The sequence below is a fragment of the Actinoallomurus sp. NPDC050550 genome (assembly GCF_040655075.1).
GTDB lineage: Bacteria > Actinomycetota > Actinomycetes > Streptosporangiales > Streptosporangiaceae > Actinoallomurus.
The window spans coordinates 32,148-56,698 of sequence record NZ_JBFAJC010000041.1 but is presented as its reverse complement, the minus strand read 5'-3'; the positions used below and the strand labels follow the sequence as shown (position 1 = coordinate 56,698).

General features: G+C 71.1%; 24 protein-coding genes. 16 read left to right on the top strand and 8 right to left on the bottom strand.

Annotated features, from left to right (window positions below; translation table 11 throughout):
• Together AB0I04_RS39140 and AB0I04_RS39135 are read right to left on the bottom strand one after the other, a co-directional pair.
• The gene (locus AB0I04_RS39140; protein WP_360896822.1) at nucleotides 1-1,464 is read right to left on the bottom strand and encodes an MFS transporter; all 1,464 of its coding nucleotides are present in this window, start codon (nucleotides 1,462-1,464) and stop codon (nucleotides 1-3) included.
• A gap of 102 nt (nucleotides 1,465-1,566) precedes the next feature.
• Nucleotides 1,567-2,256: a hypothetical protein gene (locus AB0I04_RS39135; protein ID WP_360896819.1), complete on the bottom strand. Its 690-nt coding sequence runs from the start codon at nucleotides 2,254-2,256 to the stop codon at nucleotides 1,567-1,569.
• 425 nt (nucleotides 2,257-2,681) lie between these two features.
• Between AB0I04_RS39135 and AB0I04_RS39130 the strand changes: the two genes are divergently transcribed.
• Nucleotides 2,682-3,419 (top strand): TetR/AcrR family transcriptional regulator, encoded by a 738-nt coding sequence (locus AB0I04_RS39130; RefSeq protein WP_360896816.1) that lies wholly within the window; start codon nucleotides 2,682-2,684, stop codon nucleotides 3,417-3,419.
• On the opposite strand, the gene AB0I04_RS39125 is transcribed toward AB0I04_RS39130, so the two are convergent.
• Nucleotides 3,416-4,054, bottom strand: coding sequence for a TetR family transcriptional regulator (locus tag AB0I04_RS39125; RefSeq protein ID WP_360896812.1), 639 nt, complete (start codon nucleotides 4,052-4,054; stop codon nucleotides 3,416-3,418). The genes AB0I04_RS39130 and AB0I04_RS39125 overlap by 4 nt on opposite strands.
• 231 nt (nucleotides 4,055-4,285) lie before the next feature.
• Here AB0I04_RS39125 and AB0I04_RS39120 point away from each other — a divergent pair, with 231 nt between their 5' ends.
• From AB0I04_RS39120 to AB0I04_RS39085, 8 genes are all read left to right on the top strand, one after another.
• Nucleotides 4,286-6,034, top strand: a complete 1,749-nt coding sequence (locus AB0I04_RS39120) for a hypothetical protein (RefSeq protein ID WP_360896809.1) — start codon at nucleotides 4,286-4,288, stop codon at nucleotides 6,032-6,034.
• 127 nt (nucleotides 6,035-6,161) lie between these two features.
• Nucleotides 6,162-6,755, top strand: coding sequence for a hypothetical protein (locus tag AB0I04_RS39115; RefSeq protein WP_360896806.1), 594 nt, complete (start codon nucleotides 6,162-6,164; stop codon nucleotides 6,753-6,755).
• Nucleotides 6,756-6,977: 222 nt separating this feature from the next.
• On the top strand, nucleotides 6,978-8,873 hold the full coding sequence (locus tag AB0I04_RS39110) for a hypothetical protein (RefSeq protein ID WP_360896803.1): 1,896 nt from the start codon (nucleotides 6,978-6,980) through the stop codon (nucleotides 8,871-8,873).
• Between the two features lie 158 nt (nucleotides 8,874-9,031).
• Nucleotides 9,032-9,502: a hypothetical protein gene (locus tag AB0I04_RS39105; RefSeq protein ID WP_360896800.1), complete on the top strand. Its 471-nt coding sequence runs from the start codon at nucleotides 9,032-9,034 to the stop codon at nucleotides 9,500-9,502.
• Between the two features lie 190 nt (nucleotides 9,503-9,692).
• Nucleotides 9,693-12,461, top strand: a complete 2,769-nt coding sequence (locus tag AB0I04_RS39100; RefSeq protein ID WP_360896797.1) for an alkaline phosphatase family protein — start codon at nucleotides 9,693-9,695, stop codon at nucleotides 12,459-12,461.
• Between the two features lie 17 nt (nucleotides 12,462-12,478).
• The gene (locus AB0I04_RS39095; RefSeq protein ID WP_360896794.1) at nucleotides 12,479-13,447 is read left to right on the top strand and encodes an ABC transporter ATP-binding protein; all 969 of its coding nucleotides are present in this window, start codon (nucleotides 12,479-12,481) and stop codon (nucleotides 13,445-13,447) included.
• Between the two features lie 31 nt (nucleotides 13,448-13,478).
• Nucleotides 13,479-14,336 carry an ABC transporter permease gene (locus AB0I04_RS39090; protein ID WP_360896791.1) on the top strand — a complete coding sequence of 286 codons (858 nt, stop codon included), beginning with the start codon at nucleotides 13,479-13,481 and terminating at the stop codon, nucleotides 14,334-14,336.
• A gap of 4 nt (nucleotides 14,337-14,340) precedes the next feature.
• Nucleotides 14,341-14,781 (top strand): hypothetical protein, encoded by a 441-nt coding sequence (locus tag AB0I04_RS39085; RefSeq protein WP_360896788.1) that lies wholly within the window; start codon nucleotides 14,341-14,343, stop codon nucleotides 14,779-14,781.
• Nucleotide 14,782: 1 nt separating this feature from the next.
• Here the strand turns inward: AB0I04_RS39085 and AB0I04_RS39080 are convergent, their stop codons facing one another.
• The 3 genes from AB0I04_RS39080 to AB0I04_RS39070 all read right to left on the bottom strand — a co-directional run bounded on the left by AB0I04_RS39080 (nucleotide 14,783) and on the right by AB0I04_RS39070 (nucleotide 16,530).
• The gene (locus tag AB0I04_RS39080; protein ID WP_360896785.1) at nucleotides 14,783-15,319 is read right to left on the bottom strand and encodes an OmpA family protein; all 537 of its coding nucleotides are present in this window, start codon (nucleotides 15,317-15,319) and stop codon (nucleotides 14,783-14,785) included.
• 5 nt (nucleotides 15,320-15,324) lie between these two features.
• The gene (locus tag AB0I04_RS39075) at nucleotides 15,325-15,891 is read right to left on the bottom strand and encodes a hypothetical protein (protein ID WP_360896782.1); all 567 of its coding nucleotides are present in this window, start codon (nucleotides 15,889-15,891) and stop codon (nucleotides 15,325-15,327) included.
• A 138-nt stretch (nucleotides 15,892-16,029) separates the two neighbouring features.
• The gene (locus tag AB0I04_RS39070) at nucleotides 16,030-16,530 is read right to left on the bottom strand and encodes a MarR family transcriptional regulator (protein WP_360896779.1); all 501 of its coding nucleotides are present in this window, start codon (nucleotides 16,528-16,530) and stop codon (nucleotides 16,030-16,032) included.
• A gap of 106 nt (nucleotides 16,531-16,636) precedes the next feature.
• On the opposite strand from AB0I04_RS39070, the gene AB0I04_RS39065 reads away from it, so the two are divergent.
• From AB0I04_RS39065 to AB0I04_RS39045, 5 genes are all read left to right on the top strand, one after another.
• A complete protein-coding gene (locus AB0I04_RS39065; RefSeq protein WP_360896776.1) occupies nucleotides 16,637-17,575 on the top strand; it encodes an EamA family transporter in 939 nt (312 codons plus the stop codon).
• Nucleotides 17,576-17,577: 2 nt separating this feature from the next.
• Complete coding sequence (locus AB0I04_RS39060) at nucleotides 17,578-18,216, top strand: NAD(P)H-binding protein (RefSeq protein WP_360896773.1); 639 nt, start codon at nucleotides 17,578-17,580, stop codon at nucleotides 18,214-18,216.
• Nucleotides 18,217-18,271: 55 nt separating this feature from the next.
• Nucleotides 18,272-18,907 (top strand): TetR/AcrR family transcriptional regulator C-terminal domain-containing protein, encoded by a 636-nt coding sequence (locus tag AB0I04_RS39055; protein WP_360896770.1) that lies wholly within the window; start codon nucleotides 18,272-18,274, stop codon nucleotides 18,905-18,907.
• A 9-nt stretch (nucleotides 18,908-18,916) separates the two neighbouring features.
• Nucleotides 18,917-19,357 carry a type II toxin-antitoxin system PemK/MazF family toxin gene (locus tag AB0I04_RS39050; protein WP_360896767.1) on the top strand — a complete coding sequence of 147 codons (441 nt, stop codon included), beginning with the start codon at nucleotides 18,917-18,919 and terminating at the stop codon, nucleotides 19,355-19,357.
• 100 nt (nucleotides 19,358-19,457) lie between these two features.
• The gene (locus AB0I04_RS39045) at nucleotides 19,458-20,645 is read left to right on the top strand and encodes a cellulose binding domain-containing protein (RefSeq protein ID WP_360896764.1); all 1,188 of its coding nucleotides are present in this window, start codon (nucleotides 19,458-19,460) and stop codon (nucleotides 20,643-20,645) included.
• 78 nt (nucleotides 20,646-20,723) lie between these two features.
• Here the strand turns inward: AB0I04_RS39045 and AB0I04_RS39040 are convergent, their stop codons facing one another.
• On the bottom strand, nucleotides 20,724-21,182 hold the full coding sequence (locus tag AB0I04_RS39040; protein WP_360896761.1) for a DUF5990 family protein: 459 nt from the start codon (nucleotides 21,180-21,182) through the stop codon (nucleotides 20,724-20,726).
• Complete coding sequence (locus tag AB0I04_RS39035) at nucleotides 21,176-21,532, bottom strand: hypothetical protein (RefSeq protein ID WP_360896757.1); 357 nt, start codon at nucleotides 21,530-21,532, stop codon at nucleotides 21,176-21,178. Before AB0I04_RS39035 ends, AB0I04_RS39040 begins: the two co-directional genes overlap by 7 nt.
• A gap of 181 nt (nucleotides 21,533-21,713) precedes the next feature.
• Between AB0I04_RS39035 and AB0I04_RS39030 the strand changes: the two genes are divergently transcribed.
• On the top strand, nucleotides 21,714-23,345 hold the full coding sequence (locus AB0I04_RS39030; protein WP_360896754.1) for an APC family permease: 1,632 nt from the start codon (nucleotides 21,714-21,716) through the stop codon (nucleotides 23,343-23,345).
• 232 nt (nucleotides 23,346-23,577) lie between these two features.
• Nucleotides 23,578-24,546, top strand: a complete 969-nt coding sequence (locus AB0I04_RS39025) for a response regulator (RefSeq protein ID WP_360896751.1) — start codon at nucleotides 23,578-23,580, stop codon at nucleotides 24,544-24,546.
• Nucleotides 24,547-24,551 lie beyond the last annotated feature (5 nt).

Sequence of the window (24,551 nt, the reverse complement as noted above, 5' to 3'; positions counted from 1 at the left end):
CTAACCGCCCGTGACGGGGTGGCGGTCCGGGGCCTGGCGTGCGTGCCGCGGATGGGTCTCGAGGCGGCCCATGACCAGGTCGGCGACCGCGGCGCCCAGGGCGGCGAGCACGAACGCGAGGACGACGAGCAGCCCGCGCTGGAAGGCATCCGCCCAGTCGCCGCGTGTGCCGGTCACCGCGGCGAAGAACACCGCCCCCACGGCCGCGATGCCGGCGGAGGTGCCGATCCGCTGCCCCGTCTGGAGCACGCCCGCCGCGCTGCCGCCGCCCTCCGGCGGCACCTCCGACAGGGTGATCGTCTGGTTGGGCGCGATCACCAGGCCGCTGCCGAGCCCGGCCAGGAGGAAGGGCGCGGCGGTGGCCAGGGCGACGTGCCGGCCCGGGTCGGCGTGGACCGCCAGGAGAACGGCCGCCAGCCCGGCGGCGACGATCAGAAGACCCGTCGCCACCAGCGGTCGGCCGAACCGCGAGACGATCCGGCCGCCGACGGCCGCCGCGACACCCGACCCGACCGCGAACGGCGTGATCGACAGGCCGGCCAGGAGCGCGCTGTAGTGCAGGCCGTTCTGCAGGTAGAGGGTGAAGATGAAGAAGATCGCGGTGAAGCCCGCGAAGTACAGCAGCGCGATCGCCGAGCCGAGGGCGTACGAGCGGCGGCGGAACAGGCTCAGGTCGATCATCGGCTCGCGGTGCCGCCGCTCCCAGCCGAGGAAGATCGTCAGCAGGACGGCCGCGGCGAGTACCAGCAGCCACTTCGTGTGCCCGTGCCACTGCTGCTCCTGGACGAAGGGGAGCAGCAGCGCCAGCACGCCGACCCCGAGGAGCACGACGCCGACCGGGTCCAGGCCCTGCGGGCGGTGCGTCCTGCTCGGCGCGGGCAGCAGCCGCCAGGCGAGCGGCAGCGCGATCAGCCCGACCGGGACGTTGACGTAGAACACCCATCGCCAGCCCTGCTGCGCACCGGCGAGCGCGATCAGCGCGCCGCCGATGACCGGGCCGGCGGCGGTGGCGATGCCGATCGTCGCCCCGAGGCTTCCGAACGCCCGGCCCCGCTCCGGTCCGCGGAACATCACCTGGATCAGGCCCGCGATCTGCGGGTTCAGCAGACCCCCGGCCATGCCCTGCACGAGCCGGGCGACGACCAGCCAGACGATGTTCTGGGCGACGCCGGCGGCGACGCTGGCCAGGGTGAAGACCATGAGGCCGGCCATGAAGACCGCCCGGCGGCTGCGCGCGTCGCCGAGCCGCCCGGCCGGCACCAAGGTCAGGCCGAACGTCAGGGCGTATCCGCTGAGGATCCACTGCAGCCCGTCCGGCGACGCGTGCAGGCCGGAGCGGATGGACGGCAACGCGACATTGACGATGCTGACGTCCAGCAGCGTCATGAACGCGGCGACCAGGAAGATCGCCAGCGCCTTCCAGCGATGACGGAGCGTCTCGTCGGGGATCTGTTCCGTCGGCATGTGGATGCTGTGCTCCGCGCGGAACCGCCCAAACCACCAAATGTCGGGTGGCTGCGGGTGAGGGCCGAGCGGGGGCGGGCCCTCACCCGTTTTCCGCGTTCGTCAGCTGGACGACACCGAGTAACTATTGGTCGTGAAATTCAGGCCGCCGCTGGAGGACGTTATCTCGTACCCGAACTGCACGTTGCCGACCGTGATATTGCCGAACCAGCCGGCGTTCTTGATCCAGTTGAGCACGGCGCGGATGTCGACGCTGCCCGAGGAGGTATTGCCGGACCGGACGAAGGAGAACACCTGATTCGAGCCGTTGCTGCCTTTGTAGACGCTCCAGGAGTGGCCGCCGACCGAGACACTGGTCTGGTACGAACCGAGCGGCCCCACGGCACCGGTCTTGTTCATCCAGAGCATGGTCTCGTAGGCGTTGTCGCTGGACCAGATGTCGTAGGCCGACTCGTACGCTCCGGCGCCCGGGACCGTGACGTTGAAGCTGCTCTTGAGGGAGCCGAGCGAGCTCAGCGACCTGCCGATGTTCTTCGTGACGTTGGCGTAGGACTTCACGCCCCCGGTGTTCGGGTGGTTCGCCCACACGCCCCAGTTGCTGTAGGAGTTGGCCCAGATCGTCTGCGGGCCGGCTCCGCTGCCCCAGACGTCGTTGTAGAGGGTGTAGCCGCCGTTGGACCAGGTGCCCCACTTGTCGGTGGACGACCAGGTCGCCGCCTGGGCGGTCCCGGACCACACGAGGCATAGCAGGGTGAGAACCAATGCGGGCACCGAGAATCGCGCCGCTTTCATACCGATCACCTCTCTGTCGAATTAGCGTCGAAGCGCTTCGACGTCAATTCGACTGCTGCGGGGAAGAGGGAACCGCGGTGCCCCACACGATAGAAGCCGGATTGCGGACACGCAATGGTCGTTTTACAGCCGGGTTATCGCGATGTTTCGCGCGCTGTGCGGCGGCGGCCCGGGTCCGGAACGGGCGGCCGGCATCGGACGCGCGTGGGTGACGTCACGACCGCCGGAGGGGCGCCGGGACCGCGCGATGGTGTGCGGTCCGGTGATCGGTGGTGCGAAATCGCGTGCCGAGGCCGGGTCCGGCCGAGGCCTCGTGCGTTTCCGGGGCGCGGAAGGTAACCTTTCGGCCTCGGGTACTGCAAGTAGTGTGAGCCGGACACCAGGTGAGCGCCGGCTTTCCGGCATCGGGAGAAACGCGCGGGTTCATGGCGAGGCAGTCCGAACGGCCGGTGACGACCGGTGACGCTCCGGCCCTTTCGGCGGCGACCGGCGCGGAGCCGGCCATCCCGGGATCCCGATCCGCCCGCGAGCCCGGCCGCGCCATCAAACCCGGACGGCACGGGCTGCCGCCGGAGACGGTCGCCGGCATCCAGCGCGACCGGCTCATCGACGCGTTCGTCCAGGTGGTGGCGGAGCACGGCTACGCGCGGACGACCATCGCGAAGATCACCGAAGCCGCCGGGGTGACCAAGAAGACGTTCTATGTCCACTTCACCGAGATGGACGACTGCTTCCTCGCCGCGTACGAGCGCGGGACGGGCATCCTGCTCGACCGGATGACGAACGCCTACCGGGCCGCGCCGTCCTGGCCCGAGGGCGTCCGCGCGGGGCTCCGGGTGATGCTCGAACTGCTGGCCGCCGAGCCGCGGTTCGCCCGGGCCGCCCTCGTCGAGGTGAACGCCGCCGGTCCCCGGTTGCGCAAGGCGCGGATCGCGCACCTCGCGAGCTTCCGGCCGTTCTTCGCCGACGCCTCCTACGACCTTCCGTCGCTTCCCACGGTCGTCATCGACGCGATCATCGGCGGGATCTACGGAGCGGTCTACGCCGCCGTGGAGGCGGGGGAGGGAGATCGGCTGCCCGGGTTGCTTCCCTCCCTCGTCTACTTCGCGCTGCTGCCGCTCGGCCGCGAAGAGGCGGCGGCCCAGCTCGACCCGGAGCCCTAACCGCGGAAGAACATCAGGGTGAAGTCGGTCAGAGGGTCAAGGAGGCCGGGAAGTTCGGCGGTCCGGTCGCTCTCCACGTAGTTGTAGATCATGGTGTAGACGCCGCCGATGACGGCGTCTCGGATGACGTCGGGTACGCGAGGAATGTCCGGGCCGCTCAAGTACGAGCGGAACTTCGCGAGGAAGGCGAGCCGTGCCCGGTGGACTCGTGCGCCGGCGACGCTCGCCTCGATGAGGCACGTCCGCGCGAAGGCAGGTTCGGCGGCCACCAGTTCCAGCACCACCCGGAGGCCGGCCCTGATCCCGGCGGGCCACGACGGCTCCGCGCGGTAGGCGGCCTCCACGGTGGTCAACAGCGCCTCGGTCCCGCGCCGGTACGCGGCCAGGAAGCACTCGTCGAGGTCGCGGAAGTGCGCGTGAAAGGCGCTCTCGGGGACTTCGGCCGTGGCCGCGACCTGGCCGGCCGTGGTCCGTAAATAACCGTTCTCGGCCACGACGGTGACGAGCGCGTCGATGAGCCGGGCTCGCTGCCCGGAACCCGTCGCGCCGGGCGAGCCTGGCCGCGGTCGGCATTGGGGAGGGCGGGCCGGTGGCGGGGCGGGGTCCGGCCCGGCCTTCGGGGTTCCTTCGCGCATGAGGTGATCTCTCGTCGGTAGAGCCTTGATCGCTGTCTATCGCCTGCCGGGGTGGGCGTAAACGGCGAGGAGCCGCCGATCCGGATCCGGCGGCGGCCGGATCCGGCCGTTGTCCCGGCTGCGGTTGACATGAGACACCATACGGTTTCTATTTCAAGGAAGCTCGTTTGTTACCGACAGGTTTCGGGCCCAACGTCGTCCTCGGGGGATGAGTCCCAAGGAGGCGGTGGCATGCGCCATCGTGGATCCAGAGCGGGAGTGTTCCTGCTGGCCGCGCTCGTCGTGGCACTCCCGTACGTCCCGGCCGAGGCCGCCGCGGGCACGGTCACCGAGGCCGCGCTGAGCGTTCCGGACAGCACGCCGCTCGGCCTGACGACCGGGTCGGGTGGCAGCGTGTGGGTCGCCGAGCACGCGCAGGGCCTCGGCCGCGTCGACTCCCTCGGCATCGTGAAGGAGTTCGCGGTCCCGGCGAACTCCCAGCACGGCGTTGCCGTCCCCGAGGGTGCCGCGACCGCCTCGGACGGCACGGTGTGGTTCACCGACGCGTCCACCGCGGTGCCGCGCGTCGGCAAGGTCTCCGGCACCGGAACGGTGACGACGTACGAGGTGCCGACCACCGGAGACGTGAGCTTCGCGGGCGGCCAGCTCACCGACATCACCGCGGGCCCGGACGGCGCCATGTGGTTCGCCGGCGGCGCGTCCAGCGCGGTCGGCCGGGTCACCTCGTCGGGCGCGGTCACCGCCTACGCCACCGTCGGCCTGTCGCCGTACGCGATCACGACGGGACCGGACAAGGCGCTGTGGTTCACCGACACGAACGGCGGCTCGATCGGGAGGCTCGATCCGGCCACGGGCGACGTGACGACGTACTCGCCGGACTCGTCCGGGACGGGTAACCCGGCGGCCGGCGGCATCACGGCCGGACCCGACGGCGCCGTGTGGTTCACCGAGCCCGGGGTGGCGAAGATCGGCCGGATCGAGCCCGGCACCGGCGCCATCACCGAGTACGCCGTGCCCACCGCGAACTCCGGGCCCGAGGGCATCACCACCGGCCCGGACGGCAACGTGTGGTTCACCGAGGCGGCCGCGGGCAACGTCGGCCGGATCGTCCCCTCGACCAAGAAGATCACCGAGTATCCGCTGCCGAGCGCCCTGTCAGCGCCGATGCGGATCATCAAGGGCCCCGGCGGAGCGCTGTGGTTCGCGGAGTCGGGCACGGGCGCCGTGGGCCGGTTCTACCCGGCCACACCGCCCTCGGGCTCGCCGCACGCCGCGGCCCCGCCCATCGTCGACGGGACCGGCCCGCGGATCGCGGCGTCGTTCCAGGGGCGCTGCCCCACCACCGCGATCATCTGCCAGACCCAGCTCACCACGGGCGGCAGCGTGAAGATCGGCAGCTTCAGCCAGACGATGCCCTCCGGCGCGCTGCGCGTGACCGGCTATGTCACCTCGCTCAGCGGCGGTTCGACCGTCCTCCAGCCGCCCCTCACGGGCTCCCAGCTCGAGTCGGTCCCGGTCGACGTGCCGGGAGGCATCATCGGCACCCTGCCCCTGATCGGCCCGATTCTCGGCATGACCCCCGCGGCGATGCTGCCGTTCAACAAACTGACGATCACCCAGTCCCTGGCCGGGCCGATCACGGTGGGCTTCGGCCCCGGCGGTCTGCAGGCCACCGCGCAGCTGAACGTCCACCTCAACAACACCCTGCTCGGGAACGACTGCGTCATCGGCCCGATCACCGCGAAGCTGGGGCCGACGGACCGGTCCGGCGGCTCGGCGCACGACCCGCAGCTCGGCTGGCAGCCCCTGAACGTCGAGATCAAGGACGACACCCTCGCCGTGCCGAAGGCCGCCGGGTGCGGCCTCGGCGGAATCCTCGACGGGGTCATCAACTCGACCATGGGCCTGCCCTCGACCTCGGGCAACACCCTCGACCTCACCGCGATTCTCAGCGTCGGTGCGGGAGCCCACGCCAACTGACCGGAAGGAGGTCGTGACTCACATCCCCCGCCTGGTCCAACTCTCCCTATTTCTCCCCGCCATCACCCCCCGCCACCCGAGACCGGCCACGCCGGTTCCGGTCCCCCTTGTACGAGAGGCACAGCGTATGATCCCCAAGACGGCGAAACTCGCCCTGACCATCACCGGGGCGGGCGCCCTGGTCGCGATGATGGGCGGCACCGCCTACGCGGCCGGCGTCAGCCCGGCCAGCACCGCGATCACCGCCACCAGCGCGAGCGTGAAGTTCGCCGGCACCCTGTCCGGCCTGTCGTTCTCGGTGACCTGCACCAGCTCGACGATCCAGTTCACCACCCCGTCGTCGGGGTACGGCCCGGTCAACATCAGCCCGGACCCGACCTTCGGCAGCTGCACGGACAACTTCGGCGGCACGGCGACCATCACCACCAACCACACGAGCGGCAGCTGGACGCTGCTGGCGGTGGCGAGCCCGACCCAGGTCAAGATCACGATCCCGACGGCCGGCGTGACGGTCACCACCAGCACACTGCCCGGCTGCACCGTGACGGCCGCGCCGACCGCCCCGGCGACGATCACGGCGAGCTACAACAACACGACCGGCAAGGCGACGTTCACCAACGCGAGCGTGCCGTTCTCCGGGACGTCCGCGTGCGGCAGCATCAGCCCGACCGGCACCGCGACCGGCGTCTACACCACCAGTCCGGCCGTGACGATCACCTGACGTCCGACCGCGACACGAGACGGGCAGGGGCCGCCGCCCGGCGGCCCCTGCCCCTCTCCGTACAGGCCGCCCACGGTGGCTCTGTCGTTCCGCGTATCGCGACATGACCGGAAGCGGTCGGGCGGTACTGATCGGCTTGACGTGAAACACCCATGGGTTTCTAGTAGCCCATTACTGATCTGTCCTGTCGTCCTCGGGGGAACCATCCAAGGAGGCGATGGCATGCGCCATCGTGGTGTGCGCGCGGGGGTCCTCGCGTCGGCGGCCCTGCTCGGCGCGGTCGCCCTGAGCCCGACCTCACCCGCCGGCGCCGCCGCCGGCGTCACCGAGATCGGATTGCCCATACCCGACGTCACCCCGGCGGGCCTGACCGCGGGCCCGAACGGCAACGTCTGGTTCGCCGAGAACGCCGGCGGGCTCGGAAAGGTGGACTCGGCCGGAAAGGTCACCGAGTACGCCCTTCCCGCCAACTCCCAGAAGACGTTCGGCGCGGCCGACGCGATGGCGGCCGGACCGGGCGGGCGGCTCTGGTTCACCGACTCCTCCGTCGACGTCCCACGCGTGGGGTTCGTCGATCCGGCGACCGGGAAGACGACGCTGTTCGAGGTCCCCACGACCACGGACGTCAACTTCGCCGGCGGCAGGCTCACCGACATCGTCGCCGGTCCGGACGGCGCGATGTGGTTCGGCGGCGTCTCGGCGACGGCGATCGGCCGGATCGACGCCTCGGGCACCGTCACCGCGTACGCCACCGCCGGCGCCGCCGTCTACGGCCTCGCGGCCGGGCCCGACGGAGCCCTCTGGTACACGGGGACGGACGGCTCGATCGGGCGGCTCGACCCGAAGGTCGGCGCGGTCACCGCCTACTACCCGGCGTCCGCGGGCTCGGGCTCGCCGACCCTCGGCGGGATCGTCAAGGGCCCCGACGGAGCCCTCTGGTTCACCGAGCCCGGAGTCGGGAAGATCGGCCGGCTCGACCCGGCCACGGGCAACATCGCCGAGTACCCGGTGAACACGGCCGACTCCGCCCCTTCGGGCATCACCGTCGGCCCGGACGGCCTGATCTGGTTCACCGAGGCCGCCGCCAGCAACGTCGGCAGTATCGACCCCGGGTCGGGCGCCGTCAGCGAGTACCCCCTTCCGGCCACCCTGTCCGCGCCGATGCGGATCACCTCCGGCCCCGGCGGACGGCTGTGGTTCAGCGAGTCGGGCAGGGGCGTCGTCGGCAGCCTCGACCCGGCGTCGCCGCCGACCGGTTCGCCGCACCCGGCCGTCCCGCCGCTCGCGTCGGGCAGCATGCCGCGGATCGCGGCGAAGTTCCAGAGCCAGTGCCCGCAGAACACCACCTGCCAGTCCCAGGTGACCTCCGGCGGCAGCGTGAAGATCGGTAGTTTCGCCCTGGATCTCCCGCCGAACGCCATCCGCGTCACCGGCTACATCACCTCACTGAGCCCGGGCAGCGTCCTGCACGCACCGGTCATGGGGGAGCAGCTGGTGTCGCAGCCCGTCGAGGTCCCCGGCGGCCTCATCGGGCAGTTGCCGTTGATCGGCCCCATCCTGGGCAAGACGCCGGCGGCGATGCTGCCGTTCAACCGGCTCACGGTCACCCAGTCGCTGGCGGCGCCGATCACCGTCCAGCTCGGCCAGGGCGGCATCCAGGCGACCGCGCAGCTGAACGTCCACCTCAACAACCAGCTGCTCGGATCGAACTGCGTCATCGGCCCGATCACCACGAGCCTGACCCCGACCGTTCTCGTCCCGGGCGGGGCCGGCGACCCGTCGCTCGGCTGGTCGCCGTACCCGATCCAGATCAACAACAAGATCGCGGTGCCCGCCGCCAAGGGATGCGGCCCCGCCTCGATCCTCGACGGCGTGATCAACCAGATGATGGGCCTGCCGTCGAGCTCGGCGAACAACGCGATGAACCTCGTTGGCGTCATGAGCCTGGGCGCCGGAATCAACCCCGCCGACACCCCGGCCCTGCGGTCGACGACGTCCACGTCGGTGCTGTCCAAGCTGGTCGCCGGCCTCCGGCCGCAGCCGAAGGCCAAGGCGGGCGCCAAGAAGCACGCCAAGGCGCCCAAGAAGGTCACCGTCAAGGTCAAGGCCCGGCACTGAGCCGCCTCGATGGGGCGCCGGCCGCCGTCCGGCGCCCCACCGGCCTTCGCGACCGGCACTCATCCGGACCCCTCGGCCAGGGGGACCGTCGGGACGCCCGGCTGGCCGGTCGTACGGCTCATCGCCGGAAACACGGAACCGAGCAGGGGGAGGACAGGATGCGAGGACGGCACGCCCTGGCCGTGACGGCACTCGCCGTGACGGCGGCGGGCTGCGGCGGCTCCGGGCACGACGCGACGCCGACGGCCGTTCCCCCGTCCGCCCGAGCCACCGGCCCGGGCCGTACGCCGGGAACCGGAGCCGTCCCGGCGGGGCGTGCGCCGGTCGCCGGATCCGCCCCGGCGATCAACGGCGTTCACCCGGGAGCGGAGCGGAAGTCCGCGGCCGACGGCACGTGGGTCACCGGGACCGGCAACGCCCGGGTGGCCCTCTACCTCTTCCGTGGCGCGGCGGCGCTGAACGCCCCGTACTTCTGCACCGGGACGGTCGACGCGGCGATGCGCATCGCGTTGACGTGCGCGAACGGCGCTCGTGACCGGACCACGGGCCACGCGACGCTCGGTGCCGGGGGCAGGATCCTCACCGTCGCGTGGGACGGCGGAATCGAGGACGTCTTCCAGCGGAAGTAGACGAGTGGATGAACGGGCGGTGACGCGCGGACATCTGGTGATCATTTTAAAACCGGATTTAAAGGCCTATTTCGGCCAGCGTGGTTTGGATGTTCTGCACCCCAGGGGGGAGGCGCAGTGGCGATCATCGGTCTAGATTTCTCCGGCGGGTTGACCCGTCGCCCGGCGGGTCATGCGTCAGGAGGAATCCATGGCCCGACGGCTCCTGTCAATGCCGGTACTCGGCATTGCCATGGCCCTGGTCACGTCCACGGCGGCATTCGCCGCAGGCGTGACCAATCAGAACAAACCGCTGGCCGACCATTTGGTCGGACGGCAAGCTGACGGATCCGTACTCAACCCCGACAACCAATACGTCACCCCAGCGGGCGTCAGCATCGAACAGTCCGGCCGCCCGATGGACCTGGCCGTACGCCCGGACGGCAAGACCGCCGTCGACCTGACCAAGTCCGGTGCGGGCCTGTTCACGGTCGTCGACCTGGCCGGCCAGAAGGTCCTGCAGCAGTACACCCCGCCGAAGGGCACCGGCAGCGGCAACGTCGGCGTCGGCGGCCTGCTCTATTCCAAGGACGGCAACACCCTCTACGCCGCGCAGGGCGGCGACGTCCTGAAGTTCGCCGTCGCCGCCGACGGCACGCTGAGCAGCCCGAGCGTCATCAAGCTCCCGGCCGACGCCAATGTTCCGAAGGACGCCACCGGTGCCGCGGCACAGCCCCTGCCGACGGACCTGGCCTGGACTCCGGACGGCAGCCACATCCTGGTCGTGCTGGACGGATGGGACCGGCTCGGCGTACTCGACCCCGCCACGAGTACGCTGACCGCCCAGACGTCCGTCGGTGTCGCGCCCCGGGACGTGGTCGTCGTCGGGAACCACGCGTTCGTCAGCAACGAGGGCGGCCGTAAGCCGGTCGACGGCGACTTCACCAACCTCAGCTACGACTCGCCGGTGGTCGCCGACGAGGTCGACGGCCGGGCGAGCACCGGCACCGTCTCCGAGGTCGACCTCGCCACGAACGAGGTCGTCAAGACGTACCGGCTGGGCCTGGACCCGAGCAGCCTGCTCGCGCACGGCACCGAGGTGCTCGTCACCAACTCCGGCGACGACACGGTGTCCGTCATCGACACGGCCGCCAAGCGGGTGACTCAGACGCTCAACGTCAACCCGCTGCCCGGGCAGCCGTTCGGCAGCTCGCCCAACGCGCTGGAGTTCATCGACCCGTCGCACCTCGTCGTCAGCCTCGGCCGGAACAACGCCCTCGCGGTGTACGAGTACCGCGGCGCGCGCCGGCCGGTCGCCTTCGACGGGCTGATCCCGACGGCCTGGTACCCGGGCACGCTCCACTGGAACGCCACCCTGAACAAGCTCGTCGTGGCGAACCAGGCGGGCGTCGGGGCGCTCGGCAAGGACGGGACCATCAGCGAGGGCCCGGGCACGACGCCCGCGACCGGCCGCCAGGTGTACGCCGACGTCGGCACGATCGGTCTCGTCGACCGGCCGACGCGGGCGCAGATCGCCAAGTACACCGCCCAGGTCTTCCGGAACAACCAGTGGCTCGGCCTGCGGGCCCGGAACCAGAAGGGTTCCCGGCGCACCCGGCCGACCGCTCTCCCGCTCCGCGTCGGCGACCCGTCGAAGATCAAGCACGTGTTCATGATCGTGAAGGAGAACCGGACGTACGACCAGGTCCTCGGGGACGACCCGCGCGGCAACGGCAACCCTGCGTTCGCGCAGTTCGGGCAGAAGACCACGCCGAACATCCACGCCCTCGCCCAGCAGTTCCCGCTGATCGACAACCTGTACTCCGACGGCACCAACTCCGCCGTCGGCCACACCTGGCTGGACGCGGGCTTCGTCAATGACTACCTCGAGCGGTCCTACGCCAACTACATCCGCGACTACGGCCAGCCGGACGCGATGGTCTACCCCAAGTCCGGGTTCCTGTGGGACAACGCGCAGGCGCACGGCCTGACCGCCCACGTCTGGGGCGAGTACGCCGAGTTCTGGAACGCCCCCGGCGGAGCGGTCTGCCCCGGCACGTGGGCGGACTGGTACAAGGACTCGCAGATCCTCGAGGGCAGGGCGACGGGCACGCCGCACGTGCCGACCGGCTACTGCCAGACCACGGCCGACGTGCCGTCACTCGACAAGGTCCTGTCGCGTGACTTCCCGAACTTCCAGACGAACATCCCCGACCAGTACCGCGCGGACCTGTTCACGCGGGATCTGCAGCAGTACGAGAAGAACGGGAAGCTGCCCGCGCTCAACATGCTGTGGGTGATGGACGACCACACCAACGGTCTGAACAAGGGCTACCCGACGCCGTCGGCGATGGTCGCCGACAACGACCTGGCGACGGGCCGCATCATCGACGCGATCTCGCACTCGAAGTACTGGAAGGACAGCGCGGTCTTCGTCGTCGAGGACGACTCCCAGAACGGCATCGACCACGTCGACGGACACCGCAACGTCACGCTGATCGCCAGCCCGTACGCCAAGCGCGGCGCGGTCGACCACACCTACTACAGCCAGCTCAACGTCGTCCGCACGATCGAGCAGATCCTCGGCCTCCCGCCGATGAACCAGCTCGACATGGCGGCCGAGCCGATGTACGGGGCGTTCACCGACCGGCCCGACTTCACCCCGTACACCGCGCTGCCGAACCAGATCCCGCTCGACACGATGAACGGGACGGCTGCGCAGGCCACGGACCCGATGCAGAAGGCCTGGCTCGCCTGGTCGGAGAAGCAGAACTTCAAGTCCGAGGACCAGCTGGCGTTCGCCCCGTTCAACCGGCTCACCTGGTACGCCACTACGGGCTGGAAGCGGCCGTACCCGGGTGACTCGAAGGTCATGACTCCGGAAGAGGTGCTCAAGAAGTTCCCGCAGACGACGGTGACGGGAAGCGTGGACAATGACATTCCGTCAAGCCGCGCTCAGGCACCCCACAAGGCGAACTGACAGGTTTCAATAACACGATGGATCACTCCTTCTCACCGGCGATCGAGGTGCTCGGCCTGACCAAGCGCTTCGAGGAGACGGTGGCCGTCGCCGGGGTCGACCTTGTGGTCGGCCCCGGCCGGGTCCATGGAATGCTCGGGCCCAATGGCGCCGGAAAGACGACGCTGCTCACCATGCTCATGGGCCTGGTACGGCCCGACGCGGGCACCATTCGCATCCTCGGCCGCCCCCGGGACGAGTTCGGCGCGCGCATGCTCGACGGAGTCGCCGGATTCGTCGAGAGCCCGCGTTTTTATCCCTACCTTTCCGGCCGCCGCAATCTGGCGCTGCTGGCCGAGCTCGACGGCGGCTCCGCCGCGAGCCGGATCGACGACGCCCTCGACCTCGTCGACCTGCGCGACCGGGCCGGCGCGAAGGTCGGCGGCTACTCGGTCGGCATGCGCCAGCGGCTCGGCATCGCGGCGGCGCTGCTGCGCGACCCCCGCCTGCTGATCCTCGACGAGCCGGCGAGCGGCCTGGACCCGGCCGGGATGCGCGACATGCGCGCCCTCGTAGCCAGGCTCGCCTCCGACGGGGTCACCGTGCTGCTGAGCAGTCACGACATGGCCGAGGTCGAGGAGCTGTGCGACAACGTGACGATCATGCGAAGGGGCGAGGTGGTCTTCGACGGGTCGATGGGCATCCTCCGCCGGCGCGCCCCGGACCCGGCGTTCCGGCTCGCGACGAGCGACGACGAGCGGGCGCTGGAGATCGCCCGGGACACGCCGGGGATCGCCGCCGCCGGCGCGGGCGACGAACTGCTCGTCCACGCCCAGCGCGACAACCTCGACCGATACGTCATCGCGCTCGGCCGGGCCGACGTCGCCGTACGCCGCCTCGACCTGGAGTCCTCCCCGCTCGAGGCGCTGTTCTTCGCGCTCACCGAGGACGAACCCGACGAGGCGGCCGACCCGGCCGCCGGCGTCCCCCAGGGGGCGACCCGATGACGATGGTCGCGGCACCCCAAGAGGCGGTCCGATGACGGCGGTCGCGGCGCCCCCCGAGCCCCTTACGGCGGCGCGCGGTGGGTCGTGGGTCGTCTACCGGTGCGAGCTGGCCAAGCTCGTCCGGCAGGTGAAGGTCCAGGCCACGGCGATCGTGTGCCTGCTGGCCCCGTTCCTGTTCGTGTCGGCGCTGAACGTCCAGAGCAACACCCCGCAGGACACCCTGTTCGGCCGCTGGGTGCACGACTCCGGCTTCGCGATCCCGCTCGTCGTGCTCGGCTTCGCCGGCCAGTGGGCGCTCCCGGCCCTCACCGGTGTCGTCGCGGGTGACATCTTCTCCTGCGAGGACCGGTACGGGACCTGGAAGACCATCCTGACCCGGTCCCGGAGCCGCTCGCAGGTCTTCACCGGCAAGGCGCTCGCCGCCATGACGTACTCGGTGGCGATGACCGTGCTCGTGGCGCTGTCGAGCCTGGCCGCGGGGGTGCTGCTGGTCGGCCGGCAGCCGCTGATCGGGCTGTCCGGGACGCTCCTGCAGCCGGGCCACTGCACGGCCCTGGTGCTGACCGCCTGGGCGACGGTGCTGCCGCCCGTCCTGGCGTTCACGGCCTTCGGGCTGCTGCTGTCGGTCGCGAGCCGGAACAGCGCGGTCGGCATCGGCGGCCCGGTCGTCGTCGGCCTGGCATTGCAGCTGGCATCGCTGGTCAACGCTCCGGAGGTCGTCCGGATGCTGCTGCCCACCACGGCGTTCGGGGCCTGGCACGGCCTGTTCACCGAGCCGTCGTTCGCCGGGCCGTTGGCACAGGGCGTCGCCGTCAGCGCCGTCTACTTCGTCGTCTGCGTCGTCGGCGCGCACGCGCTGCTGCGCCGCCGTGACATCACCGAGGGCTGAGACCATGCGATGGGGAGCGACCGCCGCGCTCGCGGCCGTCCTACTGGCGACCACCGGCTGTGGATCGTCCGGCATCACCGCCGACCGGCTGAACACCGCCGTCGCGCCGACGTTCGCCAACCTCTACGTGCTCCAGCAGTCGCTGCGGGGCCGTACGGTCACGGCGGCGTCGATGCGCGCGAAGGCGTCCTGCGCCAAGGGCGGGCCGTCCACCCCGGACCAGGGCGCGGGCAACGACTGGACCTGCACGGTGACCTGGTTCAACGCCGGACCGGCCGTTCCGGCGACCGCGTCGTACCAGCTGCACGTCCAGACGAACGGCTGCTACGCCGCGGACGGCGACGGCCCGGCGGACCTGAACGGCCAGCAGATGATCGTCGCAGCGGACGGCGCGACCGTCACCAACCCGCTGTGGGAGTTCGACGGCTGCTTCGACACCACCTGAGCTACTGCTTATAGGAGATCTCCACGCGACGATTCTTGGCGCGGCCGACGGGGTCGTCCTTGCCGTCCGGCGTCCGGTTCGGCGCGACCGGACGCGCCTCGCCATAGCCGACCGCCGTGATCGTCACCTTGAGCTGTCGGGCGAGCTCGGCGCGCACCGCCTCGGCCCGCTGCGTCGAGAGCGTGCGGTTGTGCGCGGGGGAGCCGATGGCGTCGGTGAACCCGGCGACCCGCGTCGGCCCGTGGATCTGTTTCGCGATCGCGGCGATCCGGCGCCGCGCGACGTCGGTCAGCGTGGCCTTGCCGAAGTCGAAGAGGACGTCCGCGGCGATCCGCACGGTGATCTGCCCGCCGGACGTCTCCTTCTCCTCCAGCGGGATCACCGAGTGCCCGAGGTCGATGTCGCGTACGCCGTCCGCCACGGCGATGGACTGGACGGACTGCCGGAGGTTCGCGTCGGGGACGTCGCCGGCGCTCGCCGCCCCGGGCAGGAACAGCAAGGCCGGCGCGAGCGCCGCGCCGACCAGGAGTGAACGCATCCCGGTCACCGCTCGATCGGCACGTTGTGGAAGGTCGGCCAGTTGCCGATCTGCACGTCGATCCGGTCCACGCCCTTCGGCGGCGCGGCGAACGTGAAGCTCAGCTGGCCCGGCTGGTCGTTGGCGAGGTTCGTCGTGACGTAGTCCGTCTGCAGGTCCTTGCCGGAGCTGTCCTTGACCACCAGGTAGCGCTTGAGGTTCTCGGTGTCGATGAGGAAGACGCCGAGCGAGGTGCCGCCGTTGAGGAGGTAGGGCGTCACCCGCTGCGTGGACCCGGCGGAGCGCACGTGCGGGGTCATCGAGATCGTGAGATCGGCGAGTCTGCCGTCGACCTTCAGGCCGAGGATCGCGAGGTCGACGGTGGCCCCCGCCGCGATCGGGGAGGGGAACGTCGCCTGCGCGATCGGCTTGTCGGCCTTCGCGACCGTCACGCCGCCCTTGGACGCCGTCGTGCCGGAGCCGCCCTGCGCCTTGGACCCGCCGCTCTCGTCGTCGCCGAAGCAGCCGGACAGCCCGGCCGTGAGGACCCCGGCGAGGGCGACGGCCGAGGCGCTCCTGCGGATGACTCTCACTGATCCCCCTGAGAACGGAAACGTCGTCCAGGCCGGCCGTGACGCTCGATCGGCGCGCCACGACGGCCGGGTGTCGATTTACCGGAGCTTTACCGTAGCGTCCGGAGTTTCCGGACGTGTGCGATTTCCGGACGTGTCCTAATCGATGGAAGTGTCGCCCAGGGACTCGAGCAGGCCGCGGAGCAGGCCCGCCAGCCGGTCCCGGTCGTCCGGGGCCAGCGCGCCGAGCAGGCGGACCTCGTTCGCGACGTGGAGGCCGACGACCTCGTCGACCAAGGTCCGGCCGCGGTCGGTCAGCCGGACCCGTACGGACCGCCGATCCTCCTCGTCCGGGACCCGCTCGACCAGCCCCCGGGCGGAGAGCCGGTCGATCCGGTTGGTGATCGCGCCGGAGGTCACCATGGCGGCCCGGTTGAGGGCCCCCGCCGTCAGCGTGTACGGGGGGCCGGAGCGGCGGAGGGTGGCCAGGACGTCGAACTCCCAGTGTTCGAGGCCGTGACCGGCGAAGAACTCCTTCAGCTCCCGGTCCAGGACCCGTGACAGCCGGGTGATCCGGCCGATGACCCCCATGGGCCACACGTCGACGTCGGGGCGCTCGCTCCGCCACTGGGCGAGGATCCGGTCCACCGCATCGCTCATCGAGCACACCTCTCAACGCGAACAATCTCAACGTTCATCTACTTGACGTTGAGCATACCGTCGTGCTGATATTTCAACGTTGAGATTCTTAATAAGGAGTTATCCCATGGCCGCCCTCACGGCGCGGCGCGGCGTCTCCCTGCCGAACGTCCGCGACCTGGCCCTCACCGCGCTCACCCCCCTCACCTGGGGGTCGACCTACGCGGTCACCACCGAGTTCCTGCCGCCCGGCCGCCCGCTGTTCACCGCGACGATGCGGGCCCTGCCCGCCGGCCTGGCACTGCTCGCCGTCACCCGCGTCCTCCCGCGCGGGGCGTGGCTCTGGCGAGCGACGGTGCTGGGTCTGCTGAACATCGGCGCGTTCTTCCCCCTGCTCTTCCTGGCCGCCTACCGGCTGCCCGGCGGCGTCGCGGCGGTGCTCGGCGCCGGGGGCCCGCTCTTCGCCCTCGGCTTCGCGGCCCTGCTGCTCGCCGAGCGGCCGGCCGCGCGCAAGCTGCTGGCCGCCCTGACGGGGCTCGCGGGAGTGGGCCTCGTCGTCCTGCGCGCCGACGCGCGGCTCGACGTGGTGGGAGTGCTCGCCGGGCTGGCCGGGGCCGCGTCGATGTCGGCGGGCACGGTGCTCACCAAGCGCTGGGGCCGTCCCGAAGGGGTGGGGCCGCTCACCCTCACCGCCTGGCAGCTCACCGCCGGCGGGCTGCTGCTCGTGCCCGTCGCCCTCCTCATCGAGGGCCCGCCGCCCGCCCTCGACGGGCGCGCCGTCGGCGGCTACCTCTACCTCGGAGTGGTCGGCACGGCCACGGCGTACTGGCTGTGGTTCCGCGGCATCTCCCGGCTCCCCGCCACCTCGGTGTCCTTCCTCGCCCTGCTCAGTCCGCTGTCCGCGGCCGTCATCGGCTGGGCGGCCCTCGGCCAGGCCCTGGCCCCGCTGCAGGTGGTGGGCATGGCCCTCGCCCTCGGCGGCACGCTGGCCGGCCAGACCCCCGCCAGGCGGCGCTTGGAGACCACGACCATCCCCACCCCCGTCACCACGCGAAGGAGTACATGACGATGCGCATCACCGTGTTCGGAGCCGCGGGCGGCGTCGGCGCCCGGGTCGTGGCCGAGGCGCTGTCCCGCGGCCACGAGGTCACCGCAGTCGTACGGAGCCGGGCCCGGTTCGGCGAACTGCCCGCCGCCGCGTACCCCCGTACCGGGGACGCCCGGAACGCCGACGACGTCGCGGCGCTCGCCACCGGCCAGGACGTCGTCATCAGCGCCACCCGCCCCGCTCCCGGCCAGGAGCACGAGCTCGTCACCGGCACCAAGGCGCTGCTGGCCGGGCTGGCCGGGACCGATGTCCGGCTGCTGGTCGTCGGCGGCGCCGCGACCCTGACCGTGCCCGGCACCGGTGGCCGCACCGTCGTCGAGGACCCGGACTTCCCGCCCGCATGGCGGGACATCGCCCTCGCCTGCGCCGGCCAGCTCGAGGTCTGCCGCGCCGAGACGGATGTCGACTGGGCGTACGTGAGCCCGCCGGCCTTCCTGGAGCCGGGCGAGCGCACCGGCGCGTACCGGCTCGGCACGGACGAGCTCCTGGTCGGCGCGCAGGGGGAGTCCCGGATCTCCGTGGAGGATCTCGCGGTGGCCTTGGTCGACGAGGCCGAGCGGCCCCGGCACCATCGCGCCCGGTTCACCGTTGGCTACTGACTCCTTGGAACGTTCGCGTTGACGGGGCCGGTTCTCCACAAGATCCTTGTTCGTCATGGAATCCGATGATCAATCGGCGTGGGCCTCGGCGACGGGCGGTCTCGGCGACGCCGTACGGCATCAGGTGCTCGGAGCGGCCGCCGACATCATGCGCGGCGACCCGGCCACCGGCCGGGTGACCGCCGACCCGTCCGACCAATCCGCGGTGACCCTCTACCTGGCCCTCCTGCAGGACCGGCTGCCCGTCTACGCGCGCGTCATGAAGGACCTGGGCTCGCGGGTCGGCGAAGGCGACGTCGCCGACAACCTGGCTCCCGCCGCGCAGGCGACCATCGGCTTCTACACGGCGATCCTGGCCGCGAAGGTGTCGGTCTTCGCCAACCCGGACCAGCTGGTGCGGCTCCGGCAGGTCTTCCAGACCCATGACCTGGGTCCCCAGGCGGCGTACGAGGGCGTCGCGCGCTACCTCACCGCGGAGCGCGAGCTCGGGCGGATCGCGCCGGACGTCGACTGCACGGCGGCCGCCCACCTCCTTCTCGGCGCCTGCCTCAACCACGTCTTCACGAAGACGCTGCTCGGTGAGGCGCCTCCGGACGACACGTACGTCGCCCAGATCATCGCCGGCCTCCGCCTGGGTCACCGTCCGGAGTGCCCTCCGGCCGAGGGAACGGCGCCGGACCATGCCGGATAGGCTGCCCAGATGCTTGATCACGGTGAAGACCCGCGGCCGGCCCGCGGAGCGGTGCAGGAGATCTACACCCCCGAGCGGGCCGCGACTCTGGAGTACTCCCCGGACCTGGACGGGCTCGCGGACCCCGGCGAGATCGTCTGGGCGTGGGTGCCCTACGAGGAGGACCCGGCGCGCGGGAAGGATCGGCCGCTGCTGGTCGTCGGGCGTCACGGACGCCGGCTGCTCGCGATGATGCTGTCCAGCCGCGACCACGCTGACGACCCGGACTGGCTGGAGCTCGGCTCGGGAACGTGGGACCGTGACGGCCGCGAGTCGTACGTGCGGCTGGACCGCGTGTTCGAGCTCGACGAGGACGACATCCGGCGGGAGGGCGCGATCCTCGAAGGGGAGCGTTTCGCCCACGTGGCCGCCGTCCTGATGCGCCTGCACGGCTGGAAGCCCACTCGCTGAGCCGTTTCCGGCTCGTCGTGAAAGAACGTGGAAGATCCTTGCCGGGGCGGTGAGGTGCTCGCACTCTGGTGCGTACGCGCCGCCCCGGTGAGGAGTGCCAATGACCGGCCCTGCGAACCCCCGCCCCACGACGTTCCGGAGTCTCTCGTGGCCGTACGGGGTGATCCCCGCGGTGATCGGGGCCGTGCTCCTCGTGGTGTCGCTCGCATTCGGCGTGCCGGGAGCCCGGTCGGCGTCCGCCGCGCCGCCCTGCGCGGTGGCCTACTCCCTCAACCAGTGGACCGGCGGCTTCACCGCGCAGGTCACGGTCACCAACAACGCCGCGCCCGTCACGAGCTGGACGCTGACCTGGACGTTCGCCGGGGACCAGAAGGTCACCTCGGCCTGGAACGCCCAGGTCACGCAGTCCGGGCAGGCCGTCACCGCCCGCGACAGCGGTTACAACGGCACACTCGGGACCGGCGGGTCGACGACGTTCGGGTTCCAGGCGACCTTCGGCACCCAGAACGCGGTCCCGGGAGACTTCGCGCTGAACGGTGCGCGCTGCGACGGCGACGGCACTCCCACACCGACGCCTACACCGCCTACGACGCCGACGTCATGCCCGCAGGCGGCGTTCTGTGACGGCTTCGAGGGCCAGACCGGCACGACGCCGTCCGGAGACTGGCAGCCGTCGTACCCGGACTGCCAGGGCACCGGCACCGTGGCTGTCGACCACACGCAGGCCCACACGGGCAGCACGTCGATCCGCGTCGACGGCGGCGGCAGCTACTGCGACCACGCGTTCGCCGTCAACACGACGGGCGTGGCCGCGGCCGGATCGGTGATCTACGTGCGCTACTACGTCCGGCATACGCAGCCGCTGCCGGCCGGCCACGTCGCCTTCACCACCCTCACCGACGCGGCCGACGGCGGCAAGCACCTTCGGCTCGGCGGCCAGAACCAGGCGCTGCAGTGGAACCGCGAGTCCGACGACGCGACACTGCCCGAGCAGAGCCCGGCCGGAGTCGCGATGAGCGTGCCGCTGCCCGTGAACCAGTGGTCCTGCCTGGAGTTCGCCATCAACGGGACGAACGGCACCATGAGCACCTGGCTCAACGGCACCGAGGTGGCGGGCCTCCACCTCGACGGCACCCCGACCCCCGACGTCGACCGCCAGTGGCTGAGCCGGGCCAACTGGCGCCCGCACCCCACCGACCTGCGCCTCGGCTGGGAGAGCTACGGCGGCGCGCGGGACACCCTCTGGTTCGACGACGTGGCGGTCGGCTCCTCGCGCATCGGCTGCTGACCACTCGGTCACGACCGGCTGGAACGGCGCGCCTCAGGTACGGACCCGGCCGTCCACGGCATCGTGGCCGCTGGGAGTTCAGGAGCCGGCGGACCACTCGATCAGCGGAGGCCGGACCGACGCGCACAACGGATGGCCGCGCGCGTCGGTCAACCCCAACCGGGCCACCAACAGCCCGCTGCGCGCCGCCGCCTCCAGGACGTCCGGGCCGATGGCGTCGAACCACAGCTTCGCCCGCCGGAACATTTCGAACTGCCCGCCGTCGTTCACGGTGCCCCACGACAGGTAGACGAACCGGCCGGCCGGACGCCCCTGGACGTAGGGGCCGCGCAGATCCCACCCCGTCTCGGTCGCGGTGGCGGCGGTGACCTCCAGCTCCCATGTCGCGGAGGCGGCGTCGCCAGGGTGCAGGTCGAGGAGCTCAGCGGGGCGGTCACGCCGCTGCACGCCGACGTGGATGTTGCGATAGCCGGGAAAACCGGGAGCTTGTCCGCACTCCCGTCCGGGCAGCTGTGACGCCTCGATGCGAATCAGCACGACACCATCATCCCTTTCGTAGGTCCGTGTCCCGGGAGGACGTTCGTCAGGCGTCGCGCCTCCGCGACGAGGCGGCTGGAACCGCCGCGTTCGGCGACGGCCTTGAGCGCGGGAATCCCCTCCTGCGGCCGCACGACGCCGGTGACCTCGACGCCGAGGGCGAGCAGCACCTTCGCGACCGCGAGCAGACCGGTGGCGGCGGGAGCCGGGTCGGTCAGGAAGCCGGAGAAGAAGCGGGGATGGGCCGCCGGGCCGGCGAGCGCGGTGCCGCCGGAGGTCTCCAGGCCGAGCCGCCCGTCGGTCAGCGAGGAGCGGTGGAGGTAGGCGTAAGCCTGCGTCGCATCCGACATGACCGCGGACGCTACAAGCCGATGCCGTCAAAAATTCCGAAGTGTCCGATACGTCCCGGCTGGAACCTCAGATCTCGCTCAAACGTCTTGGGCCTGGTCCCCGGGCGGGGGGATCCTCGACCAAATCTTGCGAGACAGGCCTTCTTCCCCCGCGAAAGCGCGCAACGAAGTGGAGTGATCCATGGCGAACGCGTCACCCCCGTCTGGGTCCGCGTCGGCCGGTGACTACCGGCGGCGACTCGGGACGTTCTCACTCCTCATGGTCGGGCTCAGCTCGATCATCGGATCCGGCTGGCTGTTCGGATCCTGGAAGGCCGCCAAGGTCGCCGGGCCGGCGGCCCTCTTCGCCTGGATCATCGGCGCCGGCATCATGATCCTCATCGCGCTCTCGTACATGGAGCTCGGTTCGCTGTTCCCCAAGTCCGGCGGCATGGTCCGGTACGCGCAGTACTCCCACGGCTCGCTCGTCGGCTTTATGGGCGGCTGGTCGAACTGGATCGCGATCGTCTCGGTCATCCCCATCGAGGCCGAGGCCTCGATCCAGTACATGAGCTCGTGGAAGTGGCACTGGGCGAAGGGCCTGTACGACGGGAAGGAACTCCACCCGATGGGGCTGGCGCTCGCCGCCGTCCTCGTCATCGTCTACTTCCTACTCAATTACTGGACAGTGAAGTTGTACGCGATGGCGAACAACTTCATCATGATCGTCAAGTTCCTCGTCCCCGCGCTCACGGTCATCGGGCTGATCGCCTCCGGCTTCCACGGCTCGAACTTCACGCACCACGGCGGCTTCGCCCCTTACGGCTGGGCGGCGGTGCTCAGCGCGATCGCGACCTCCGGCGTGGTGTTCGCCTTCAACGGCTTCCAGAGCCCGATCAACCTCGCCGGTGAGGCGCGCAACCCCGGCCGTTCGGTGCCGATCGCGCTGATCGGCGCCCTGGTCATCGCGGCGCTCGTATACGTGGGCCTGCAGACGGCGTTCCTCGGCGCGGTCCCCGGTCACCTGCTCGGGCACGGCTGGTCCGGCATCGACTTGAACTCGCCGTTCGCCGACCTGGCGATCGCGTGGAACCTCAACTGGCTGGCCGTCACGCTCTACGCCGACGCGTTCGTGTCCCCGTCCGGCACGGGCATGACCTACACCGCCTCCACCGCCCGGATGATCCAGGGCATGAAGGAGAACGGCTACTTCCCCAAGATCCTCGGCCGCGTCCACCCGAAGTACGGGATCCCGCAGCCGGCGATGTGGTTCAACCTGGCCGTCTCCTTCGTCTTCCTGTTCACGTTCCGGGGCTGGGGCTCGCTCGCCGAGGTCATCTCGGTCGCGACCGTCATCTCGTACGTGACCGGGCCGGTGTCGGCGATGGTGCTGCGCCGGACCTGTCCGGACCTGAAGCGGCCCGCCCCGGCACCGGCGCTGAAGATCGTCGCTCCGGCCGGGTTCATGTTCGCCTCCCTGCTCCTCTACTGGTCGAAGTGGCCGCTGACCGGTGAGGTGATCGGGATCATGGCCCTCGGCCTGCCGATCTACCTGTTCTACGGCTGGCGGCAGCGGTTCGCCGGCTGGGCGCCGCACCTGAAGGCCGGCATCTGGCTCGTCGTCTACCTGGCCTGGATGGTGCTGCTGTCCGCGCTGGGCAGCGCGAAGTTCGGCGGCCACGACCTGATCCCGTACGGCGTGGACATGGGGGTCGTCGCCGTCACGTCGCTGGCCTTCTACGCCTGGGGGGTCCGCAGCGGCTGGGCGGGACCGTCACGCGAGGTCGCGGGCGAGGCGGCGGCCGCACAGCCCGACCTGGCCCCGGTGGGCTGACCGAAACTCCGGTCCAGGCTCTCCCGTCCCCCCCGTCCCCTCGGCGGGAGGGCCCGGACCGGTTCACCCTGCGGGCCCCGAAGGGCCGGCGGTGCGAGGCCGCTCACGGTGCGGGTCCGGCGGGGCCGGCGGTGCGGGTTTCGGACGGGCCGGTTGTGCGGGACCGGTACGGTGAGCGATTGGACGATCCCGGTACGTGGCGTCGGTGGCGTCGGACAGGAAGGAGCGGTGGATGCGGCTGCTCGTCGTGGAGGATGACGTGCGCGTCGCCGCCGCACTGTGCTCGGTGCTCCGGCGGCACGGTTTCGAGGTCGAGCCCGCCCGGACGGCGGGGGAGGCCCTCGAGCGACTCGAGAGCGATCCGGACGTCATCCTGCTGGACCTCGGCCTGCCCGACCGCGACGGGTTCGAACTGTGCGGTCGCATCCGCGCCGTCCGCGACGTCCCCATCATCATGGTCACCGCGCGGAGCGACGTGCGTTCCCGGATCCACGGCCTTCACCTCGGCGCGGACGACTACGTCGTCAAGCCGTACGACGTCGGCGAACTGATCGCGCGGATCCACGTCGTCAGCCGCCGCACCGCGCGCCACGACGGCGCCCGGCCCGCCGAGCCGCCCGCCGACGCCCTCATCGCCGGGCGCATCCACCTGGACCGGCTCCGCCGGGTCGTCAGCGTCGACGGGGTGCCCGCGAACCTGACCCGCAAGGAGTTCGACCTGCTCGCGGTCCTCGCCCGCCGGCCCGGCGTCGTCTGCCCCCGCGAGCAGCTGATCAGCGAGGTGTGGCGGACGAGCTGGCAGGGCAACCAACGGACGCTGGAGGTTCACGTCGCCTCGCTGCGCGCGAAGCTGAGGGTGCCCGGTGCCATCCAGACCGTTCGGGGAGTGGGCTACCGCGTCACTTCGGACGGCGGCCCGTCGGCGGGGGGCTCGCCGGCCACGGGCCCGTCCGACGCTCCCCAGGCGCCGGGCCCGTCCGCGGGGACTCCGCAGGCGAACGGACCATCGGCCGGGAGCCCGCGCCCGCCGGGGCCGTCGGCCGGGGACCCGCAGCCGCCGTCGGCCGGGAGCCCGCGCCTGACGAAACCATCGACCGGCGCCCCGCGGCAGCCATCCGCCAAGGGCCCGATGAACCCACCGACCGGGGACCCGCGGCGGCCGTCGGCCGGGGGCCCGCACTCGAAACCCCCGATACCCTGATCCGA

Excerpts from the sequence above, each read along its gene's own strand:
- AB0I04_RS39140 (WP_360896822.1), bottom strand. The coding sequence starts at position 1,464 with ATGCCGACGGAACAGATCCCCGACGAGACGCTCCGTCATCGCTGGAAG.
- AB0I04_RS39135 (WP_360896819.1), bottom strand. The coding sequence starts at position 2,256 with ATGAAAGCGGCGCGATTCTCGGTGCCCGCATTGGTTCTCACCCTGCTA.
- AB0I04_RS39130 (WP_360896816.1), top strand. The coding sequence starts at position 2,682 with ATGGCGAGGCAGTCCGAACGGCCGGTGACGACCGGTGACGCTCCGGCC.
- AB0I04_RS39125 (WP_360896812.1), bottom strand. The coding sequence starts at position 4,054 with ATGCGCGAAGGAACCCCGAAGGCCGGGCCGGACCCCGCCCCGCCACCG.
- AB0I04_RS39120 (WP_360896809.1), top strand. The coding sequence starts at position 4,286 with ATGCGCCATCGTGGATCCAGAGCGGGAGTGTTCCTGCTGGCCGCGCTC.
- AB0I04_RS39115 (WP_360896806.1), top strand. The coding sequence starts at position 6,162 with ATGATCCCCAAGACGGCGAAACTCGCCCTGACCATCACCGGGGCGGGC.
- AB0I04_RS39110 (WP_360896803.1), top strand. The coding sequence starts at position 6,978 with ATGCGCCATCGTGGTGTGCGCGCGGGGGTCCTCGCGTCGGCGGCCCTG.
- AB0I04_RS39105 (WP_360896800.1), top strand. The coding sequence starts at position 9,032 with ATGCGAGGACGGCACGCCCTGGCCGTGACGGCACTCGCCGTGACGGCG.
- AB0I04_RS39100 (WP_360896797.1), top strand. The coding sequence starts at position 9,693 with ATGGCCCGACGGCTCCTGTCAATGCCGGTACTCGGCATTGCCATGGCC.
- AB0I04_RS39095 (WP_360896794.1), top strand. The coding sequence starts at position 12,479 with ATGGATCACTCCTTCTCACCGGCGATCGAGGTGCTCGGCCTGACCAAG.
- AB0I04_RS39090 (WP_360896791.1), top strand. The coding sequence starts at position 13,479 with ATGACGGCGGTCGCGGCGCCCCCCGAGCCCCTTACGGCGGCGCGCGGT.
- AB0I04_RS39085 (WP_360896788.1), top strand. The coding sequence starts at position 14,341 with ATGCGATGGGGAGCGACCGCCGCGCTCGCGGCCGTCCTACTGGCGACC.
- AB0I04_RS39080 (WP_360896785.1), bottom strand. The coding sequence starts at position 15,319 with ATGCGTTCACTCCTGGTCGGCGCGGCGCTCGCGCCGGCCTTGCTGTTC.
- AB0I04_RS39070 (WP_360896779.1), bottom strand. The coding sequence starts at position 16,530 with ATGAGCGATGCGGTGGACCGGATCCTCGCCCAGTGGCGGAGCGAGCGC.
- AB0I04_RS39065 (WP_360896776.1), top strand. The coding sequence starts at position 16,637 with ATGGCCGCCCTCACGGCGCGGCGCGGCGTCTCCCTGCCGAACGTCCGC.
- AB0I04_RS39060 (WP_360896773.1), top strand. The coding sequence starts at position 17,578 with ATGCGCATCACCGTGTTCGGAGCCGCGGGCGGCGTCGGCGCCCGGGTC.
- AB0I04_RS39055 (WP_360896770.1), top strand. The coding sequence starts at position 18,272 with ATGGAATCCGATGATCAATCGGCGTGGGCCTCGGCGACGGGCGGTCTC.
- AB0I04_RS39050 (WP_360896767.1), top strand. The coding sequence starts at position 18,917 with ATGCTTGATCACGGTGAAGACCCGCGGCCGGCCCGCGGAGCGGTGCAG.
- AB0I04_RS39045 (WP_360896764.1), top strand. The coding sequence starts at position 19,458 with ATGACCGGCCCTGCGAACCCCCGCCCCACGACGTTCCGGAGTCTCTCG.
- AB0I04_RS39035 (WP_360896757.1), bottom strand. The coding sequence starts at position 21,532 with ATGTCGGATGCGACGCAGGCTTACGCCTACCTCCACCGCTCCTCGCTG.
- AB0I04_RS39030 (WP_360896754.1), top strand. The coding sequence starts at position 21,714 with ATGGCGAACGCGTCACCCCCGTCTGGGTCCGCGTCGGCCGGTGACTAC.
- AB0I04_RS39025 (WP_360896751.1), top strand. The coding sequence starts at position 23,578 with ATGCGGCTGCTCGTCGTGGAGGATGACGTGCGCGTCGCCGCCGCACTG.